This window comes from Microcoleus sp. OTE_8_concoct_300, from assembly GCF_031383065.1.
Classification (GTDB): Bacteria; Cyanobacteriota; Cyanobacteriia; order Cyanobacteriales; family Microcoleaceae; genus Microcoleus.
The window spans coordinates 36,791-44,641 of the sequence record NZ_JANMZH010000483.1; the positions used below are offsets into that span (position 1 = coordinate 36,791).

5 protein-coding genes are annotated in these 7,851 nt (G+C 45.5%); 3 read left to right on the forward strand and 2 right to left on the reverse strand.

Features of this window, described 5'->3' with window-relative positions; all coding sequences use genetic code 11:
* Positions 1 to 314: 314 nt before the first annotated feature.
* On the reverse strand, positions 315 to 2,702 hold the full coding sequence (locus ACUVJL_RS21930) for a GAF domain-containing protein (protein ID WP_445247765.1): 2,388 nt from the start codon (positions 2,700 to 2,702) through the stop codon (positions 315 to 317).
* Between the two features lie 506 nt (positions 2,703 to 3,208).
* On the opposite strand from ACUVJL_RS21930, the gene ACUVJL_RS21935 reads away from it, so the two are divergent.
* The 3 genes from ACUVJL_RS21935 (at position 3,209) to ACUVJL_RS21945 (ending at position 6,573) form a co-directional block, all read left to right on the forward strand.
* A complete protein-coding gene (locus ACUVJL_RS21935; protein ID WP_445247766.1) occupies positions 3,209 to 3,988 on the forward strand; it encodes a calcium-binding protein in 780 nt (259 codons plus the stop codon).
* A gap of 193 nt (positions 3,989 to 4,181) precedes the next feature.
* The gene (locus ACUVJL_RS21940) at positions 4,182 to 4,787 is read left to right on the forward strand and encodes a Uma2 family endonuclease (protein WP_445247767.1); all 606 of its coding nucleotides are present in this window, start codon (positions 4,182 to 4,184) and stop codon (positions 4,785 to 4,787) included.
* Between the two features lie 277 nt (positions 4,788 to 5,064).
* Entirely contained in the window at positions 5,065 to 6,573 is a 1,509-nt protein-coding gene (locus ACUVJL_RS21945) for a tetratricopeptide repeat protein (RefSeq protein WP_445247768.1), read from the forward strand.
* 387 nt (positions 6,574 to 6,960) lie between these two features.
* On the opposite strand, the gene ACUVJL_RS21950 is transcribed toward ACUVJL_RS21945, so the two are convergent.
* Entirely contained in the window at positions 6,961 to 7,740 is a 780-nt protein-coding gene (locus ACUVJL_RS21950; RefSeq protein WP_445247769.1) for a Tat pathway signal protein, read from the reverse strand.
* Between the last annotated feature and the right edge of the window lie 111 nt (positions 7,741 to 7,851).

Sequence of the window (7,851 nt, forward strand, 5' to 3'; positions counted from 1 at the left end):
TTTCCAACTGTGTGTTAAGCACAAGTCATACCATTTGAGATTTGAGATTTGAGATTAAACAATTGGCAATGACTGATTCGGTAAGGGTGGTTAATAAATTTTATCAAAACATAGGGTAACTGAAAAGGTGACATTGCTCCTTGGTGTCAACAAACATCTTAAATGTAATATCGGTCTTGTATGTGAGTCCAGAATGCTCTTGAGTCCCCTAACCCCCCTTAAAAAGGGCAGGATGGGAGCGATCGCACGCCGCCTAAAACAGGAGGGGATGCCAGCGATCGCACTCCGCCTAAAACAGGCAAGTGAACGGGTTCTCAATCAGTAACAACCGTAACTTCACAGATAGTAGAAATTGATTCTGGCTCTGGCAAAATACGCACGCGAGCGAATTTTAAACCGCTGACTCCTTGCAGTGATTCTACCAAGCCAGTCTGAACTTTTGGCTCTACCCAACCTTCGCGAGACAAGTAGCGCAAGTATTGTTGGTACTCTTCCCATTCGTCTTCCGCTGAATAAACTACCGTTAACATTCCTGGCTGGGTAATTCGCTCTTGTAAGTCTTTATCAACGGCTTTTTCGATCCGCTTTTTCACGAGTTCGTAGCGGATGTCGCGAGTGCCTTTTACGTCAAACATTTTTTCGGTGTTTTCGTTGTGAAAAATGTCTATCGTGGTATTCTGCACTAAAACTAAATGTGCGAGTTCCATGTTAATTTGAGACTCGGCTTGCAGGCGAAAAACTGTGCGGCCGCAGTCGCAAATTGCTCGCAGTTGTTCGTACCGCAAACTGTGCAGGTGAAACTGGCTGAATTTGGGGTCGATCGATTTTCCTACATACATCATGTGATCGATGCCGTCGGTGCATTCGATGTCGCAGTAGTGGGGGAGAATTTGCTGCATTTTTTCTTGCCAGCGGGCCCAAGTTTCTTGGAGTTTGGTGCTGATTAGGTTCAGCATTTGGTCGTAGCGGGTGCGATCGCTGTAAACGCAGTTGTGTTCGTTTTCACAGGCTGCTCGGTAAGCTTCAACGGCTGCCTGAACCCTGGAGTCGCACTGCAGAAAATAGTCAAAATATACTTCTAAACGCTCGTTTAAATACTCGGCTGCTCGCACCTCCATATCGACTGTTACTTTTTCTTTTAAATGCTGGATGTAGTCGAGCAAGTCGAGCCGGAGTTGCTCGCCGAGGTGGGTAGTTTGTGTTTCGCAAACGGCATCAGCTATGGCTAAAGCTAAGCGGAATTGTTCGAGCAAATCAGTTTGAATGGCTCGGTTTCTTTCGTCGCTAGAACCGCGAATGTCCGAAATTCCGTACAGCGGATGAACGTCAGCAAATACGATTGTTTCTGCGGGCAGTCCCCAACTTCGCCTTTCTGCTTCTTGGGCGAACCGCCACTCGACTGCGGGGTGGATGTTGTGAATTTTGGTAAACCGCTCCTGGATGGCTTGCCGCAGGGCTGCAATGAAGGCGGGAATGAGTTCTTGGGCGTGTTGAGCGTCAATGCCCTTGAAGTGGTTGGGCCGATCGCACAACAGCCCCACGACACCCAAAATCTGCTGCCCGCACCCCTCGCGGGTGATAGATTTGACTACTAGGGGCACCAGGAGCATTGATCGAGTCCCCATTTTCCGCAAAGTTCGATCGCACTCGGTTTCGCACTCCCGGCGCAAGTCTGGCACGTTCCAAACTTGATTTGCTGCTGTGGCCTTCAAAAAGTGAGAATCTTCTAGGGAGTGCATTGAATAAAGAATCGGCTGTAAAGGTTGGCGGTCTTTTGCAACTAATAGCTGTACCTGTTCGTCGTCGGGGCGCAGCAGCAAAGTGCCGTCAGCATTGAAGAGCGATCGCAAACACCGATCGATTCTCTCAAATTTTGCTGGCCGCAGCATCGAATCTTGATCGATCAATAACTGAGTCAGCCGCCGAATTTGCTCCTGCACGGTGACATCAAAACCTTCTAGCAGCAGCCAACCTTCTACGCGGTAATTATCCAACTGCAATCGAGCGGCTAAATTTTCCAGTTGATTCGGCTGCATCAGCCAAGCTTCCCGTTCCGCCACAGGCATTAATCTTAAAGAAACATCCGCAAATTCATCTATTTTTGAGTCAATCCGACTAATTTTCAACTGTTCCGAACAGAGCCAAAATTCAATAAATCTGGGTTGTCGGTGTTTGGGGTTTTTTACACTCGCGGTGACAGGTTCGTCTAGCACCTGCAAACCGTCGATATCAATTTGATAATATTGCTTAAATACCCAGTGCAAAAGGTGGTGGCGGTACAATTGTCCTGCTGTTTTGCCGTTCCAATCCTCGAACATTTCCAGCAGAGTGATGCCGGTTTCTGCAAACCCACCGTTGGTAGATTGAGTTGCCAAGGAGGTGCCCTCCCAACCGGCCAAGCGACAAAATGCAGCGTTAGCGTAACGCAGGGCAAAAGTTCTCGGTTCCATTACTGCGATTAAAACGCGGCGGTCGCCTAGAAATTGAAACAGTCGCTTTAAATCTTGTTTCCACGTTTTCAAGGGTTCAATTTCAGGAGATTCAGTGGGTACTTTGCCAGCCAAAGCTTCCAGTAGCTGTTCTATACTTGGTTCGCTGGGCAGATTGTTACTGTCTTGATCTGTTGGGACGATATCTGTCGCTGGCAGTGATGTTACGGAGTTGTTGTTGTTTTGATGGGAAGACGATTTAGGAGTTGACATGAGTAAAACACCTGAAAGCAGTGGATTTTGCCAAAAAATATCAGCGATCGGCGATTATGGCTTTGTAAAGAACTTAGATCCTGTTTGTAAAGTTTGTGTGTGGGTATGGGAAACTGGGTTTTTTCTCGGACGATGGGCCCAGGGACTGTTACTTTTATTCACAAACAACCTCTCAGTCTCAACGTTATAGGTAGTATTAACGTGTGTACTACCTAGGGGGTAACACCCATTATAAGCGGTATATAGTAGCGGATAGTGTCAGCAACTAATGCTATTTGACTCAGAGGCGAGATATATAGCAGGTTTGGGTTGAATGAGGCACAGCCCTGGGAATTGGTAATTGGTAATTGGTAATTGATAATTAGTAATTGGCAATTGGCAAGCAGGTTGTTTGTCAGTAATTTAGCAAATAAACTTGCGACCAAAATTTAAATATACTGGCTATTTGGTAACGCAAGTATTAACATATATAATACAGCAAACAGCATTGGGGAAAGGACATACTTATGGCTTTAACGATTAACAATCTCATCAGCGATGTGACTGGATTTCCTGTATTTGCTGGCGGTGGACCACGTCTTTTGGGATTTGCTACATCCGATGAGATTGACGTAGAGGATGGAAATTTGTCGTCTTTTCCCTGGGGAGTTTGGGGACTCGACGGCAACGATACTATAGGAGGTTCGTCGGATTCCAATGAACGGCTGTTAGGAAATAATGGCAATGATGCGATCGGCGGTGGTGGCGGAAATGACATAATTTACGGCGGGAAAGATAACGATCTCCTGGATGGAAATGAAGGCAACGACGTAGTTAGGGGCGACGCCGGAAATGACATTATCTTTGGAGGGCCGGGGAACGATCTCCTGCGGGGAGGGCAAGGAGACGACGATTTAGACGGCAATGAGGGCAACGATTTCTTGGTGGGCGATCGGGGAGTTGACGTGCTCACGGGAGGCTCCGGTGCTGACATATTTGTGCTCAGAAGCAACGAAGGATTTGGAGTCAATGGAGCCGATGTCATTACAGATTTTAGGTTTGACGAGGGCGATCGCATCGGTTTGACTGACGGTTTAACCGAACTAGACCTCCTCTTCACGGACGACAATTTAATCGCTTACGAAAACGACGGAATTGTAAATGATATGGTGATTCTCAACCGAAGAGACGGACTGATAGTGGGAGTAGTTTTAAATGCGGATAACTTTGAACTTGTCGGTGCATTTGAACAGGCTAGTCCGTTTGCTTTGGCAATTAATGGTTCTCAGTTCCAGTTTTTGGCTTAGTTATCTGTAGGGAACTAGACGGGCGATCGGGCTATTTCCGAGTAGGAGACACGGCAGTGCCGTGTCCCTACATATCGTGGTAAATCTATCTCTAAGCAACCGTACTTTGCAGAATTGATATTAAAATAGTTATCCCTTTAGATATTTTTTATGCTAATCTAAAAGTAGAAATTCCAACTCTGGGAAAGTATATATGACCCTTGCGACTCACCCCAAATTAACTGCACTCCCAGAACAGCGGTTGATTTTGCCGCTATTAATGACTTGGGAACAGTTCAAAGCTTTGGATTCCTTGCTAGAGTACACTCGCAGTGTTCGCTTGTCTTACCTCGACGGATATGTGGAAATTATGACACTTTCGCCGGAACATGAAACCATTAAATGCCTGCTGGCAGGAATGTTAATGACATTTTTCGTAGAAAAAGATATTAGTTTTAGACCGACGGGTAGCGCTACACTCCAAGGGGAAGCAAAAGGCAGCAGCAAGGAACCAGATTTATCTTACTACTTTGGCGAAAACAGACGGCAGCGAGAAACACCCGATTTGGCGATCGAAGTTATTTTCACTAGCGGAACTATCAACAAACTGGAATACTACCGCCGATTTAACGTAGCGGAAGTTTGGTTTTGGGAAGACGGAGTATTTTCGATTTACCAACTGAACTCGGAGGGTTACGATCGGGTTTCTCGGAGTATGCTGTTGCCGGATTTGGATCTAGAATTGCTGGGGAGATGCCTGCAAATGTCCGAAGAAAAAGAAGCTATGAAAGTGTTTCGGGATGCAGTTCGAGCTTCCTAACTTAGAACATCTACAAGTAAAATATGGCAAAATTACGAAATGTACGAATTGTCATAAAAATCGCGATCGTCTACAAACCTAAAGCGTTTATACTTTTCAAATATTTCATTTTCATCTATACTACTCAGAGTATTAGGACTTACGCATTTCGACCAAAGAAACCGGGTTTTTTACCGAATTTGTGGGTTATAACGCATCTTCTCAGCAAAAAACCCGGTTTCTGGACTCCGATGCGTAAGTCCTAAGTATAAAAAATCTTACTCTTCAGCAAGCACCTATGAATAGGGGTTATTCGCGGTTTGATTCCTTCGCCAGCATCCTAGCAGGAACAGTAACTGTAGCAGCAATAGTCGTTTTTGCACCAGCACCGATTTGCGCTATATCTTCACCAGAAATCGCCAAACTAGCTGAATCTGTCACCGTTCAAATCAATGCAACACTTCATGGTGGCGGGTCTGGATTTATTATTGCTAAACAAGGCACGACTTACACGGTTTTGACCGCTAATCACGTTGTTGCTAATACTAAGGATACCTATAAGATTCGCACTTCTACAGGAAAAGAGTATCAAGTAACCCGAAGTGTACTATTGCAGAAAAGCCAGAATGCTCCAGATTTAGCAGTCGTAACATTTAACAGTGCAGAATCTTATCCTATTGTAACTTTAGGCGATTCCGAACAAGCGGCAGTTGGTACAGGAATTTTTGTGTTTGGCTATCCAGGTAATAGCTTGGAAGAAAAGTACGGAGCTAAACGCAATTTTGAATTTTCACCTGGCTTTGTTACCAGCCGTCTCTCGAATCATCCATGGGGTTATACTTTGCGCTACAATGCTATTACGAAAGGGGGAATGAGTGGAGGGCCGGTATTTGATGGAGAAGGGCGCGTAGTTGGGGTTCATGGATGGGGCGATCAGGATCTAGATCGCGTCACAGATACGGACAAAAAAGTTGTCACAGGTTTAGCCATTACTAAAACAGGGTTTAATTCAGCGATTCCTATTAACACTTTTATAGCTAAATTATCGGAGGCGGGATTAAATCGATCGGCACTTTTAATTAATACCTCTCCAACCGCTAATGCACCTCTGAAACTGAACAATCCGCAAGATGCTAAAACTTATTATGTTCGAGGTTTAACTCGGTTTGATAAGGGAGATTTGTCAGGGGCTGTTGCCGATTTTAACCAAGCAATTCAAACTCAATCTGATTACGCGGAAGCTTATTTCTATCGAGCCCTCGCTTATTCCGATTTGAGACAAATGCCCAAGAGTATCGCTGATTATAGCAAGGCGATCGCCCTAAATGCCAGTTATGTCGATGCTTACTACAATCGGGGGCTGGTTTTGTCGGCATTGGGAGATAAACCGGGGGCGATCTCCGATTATACTCAAGTCATCCGCTTGGATAGAAACTTTGCAGCGGCTTACAACAACCGAGGATTAGCACTTTCGGACTTGGGCGATCAAAAAGGAGCGATCGACGATTTCAATCAAGCGCTGCAAATTAATCCCGGTCGCGCTAACACTTATTTTAACAGAGGATTGGCGCTGTTTCGCATCAATAACGATCGCTCTGCCTTAGCTGATTACACTCAAGCAATTCAACTCAATCCCAATTATGCTAAGGCTTTTGCTAACCGAGGAATTACGTTGGTAAGAATGGGAGATCAAAAAGGGGCGATCTCCGATTTGCAGCAAGCGGCTCGTTTATTTAAGGCTCAAGGAATGAATGCAGATGCTCAAAAAGCATTAGATTTGATTGGTCAATTGCAAAGGTCAAATTGATTTGATACAGTACACCTTTTGCATTATTTCGGTACTCAAAATTAGAAATATTTCGCCAGTCCTGCCTTCGCAATAGTCCGACAGTCCGGCAGGGGTTTAAACCCCTGCCTCAAAGCTGAAGTCCTCTCAAGAGGACTAATATCAAATCCGATTAATTGCACAGAATATTTGTAGGGAAACGGCACTGCCGTGTCCGTATCCGCCGTAGGGAAACTATCGAAATAAATACGGAAAGAGGACACAGCAGTCCTGTGCCCCTACCGAATATCTGTATTACGATCCGTCGATCGGCATTTCAGTCCTTTTCAAAGGACTTTCGCTATGAGACGGGGGTTTGAACCCCCGTCGGACTCGATAACAAACGCGATAATTAATATTACTATTCCCCTAAAACCTCACCGTCACCAAAATCACCCGCCGAGGCTGATTTTCCGCTTCAATAGTATACTCAACACGCCCAAAACCTTTCGGCCCCGGTTCAACTAAATCATAGCGAGATGTCACTGTACCGGCTGCTGTACCGTATTGAGCAAAAACAGCACCAGGATTTCTCCCAGCAGACGCATCCGCATCGCCTCCCCAAGAGCTCGTATCATCTATTCGCGATCGAGTTGGCAATACAGAAGCCGCGATTTCTGGAGGTGTTAATCTTTGATCGGCTAAAACTTGTTGAGCGTTATGAATAGCGCACATTGTCGGCCCGGAAATTTTGGCATCGCTATACTGATCTTCCCACTTTTGCACGAAGCCAAAGCCCACATTCGGGCCGACTTGCTCCTGTCTTTGTCGGCCCCACAGCCGACTGGTATCTGATGCAGAATTAGAACCGCTCCCTGTCTCGGCTAATTCGGTTCTTTTGCTAGTAAAATTGCGAGCGACAAATTCTTTATCTGCCGTGCGAATCCGGTTGGCGGCGGCTGATTCTATTTTACTGCTAACATTACTATTGCCTTGTAAGATTGGTGAGAGAACGCCGGGGATGGGCTGTGCTCCACAATATTTTTGAATACCGTTAAAAACGCGATCGGCTGATAAAGCACTAATCGGAAATTCTAGGGAATAAGCTTCGGCAGGTTTGGGGAAAAAGATGCCGGATGTTGCGGAAGCAGCAAAAGAAGCTCCACCCCAGATTACGATACGATTAAATTGACGGCGGCTAATACTCATAATTTATCTTCTCCCTGGAGAGCTAGCGCCCGGCTCAAGATTAAATTTGAAGAAGTGGTAGGGTCTTCTGTTACAATTTTGAGCTGTGGAACAAGATATCTCAAGAGATAA

Excerpts from the sequence above, each read along its gene's own strand:
- ACUVJL_RS21930 (WP_445247765.1), bottom strand. The coding sequence starts at position 2,702 with ATGTCAACTCCTAAATCGTCTTCCCATCAAAACAACAACAACTCCGTA.
- ACUVJL_RS21950 (WP_445247769.1), bottom strand. The coding sequence starts at position 7,740 with ATGAGTATTAGCCGCCGTCAATTTAATCGTATCGTAATCTGGGGTGGA.
- ACUVJL_RS21940 (WP_445247767.1), top strand. The coding sequence starts at position 4,182 with ATGACCCTTGCGACTCACCCCAAATTAACTGCACTCCCAGAACAGCGG.
- ACUVJL_RS21935 (WP_445247766.1), top strand. The coding sequence starts at position 3,209 with ATGGCTTTAACGATTAACAATCTCATCAGCGATGTGACTGGATTTCCT.
- ACUVJL_RS21945 (WP_445247768.1), top strand. The coding sequence starts at position 5,065 with ATGAATAGGGGTTATTCGCGGTTTGATTCCTTCGCCAGCATCCTAGCA.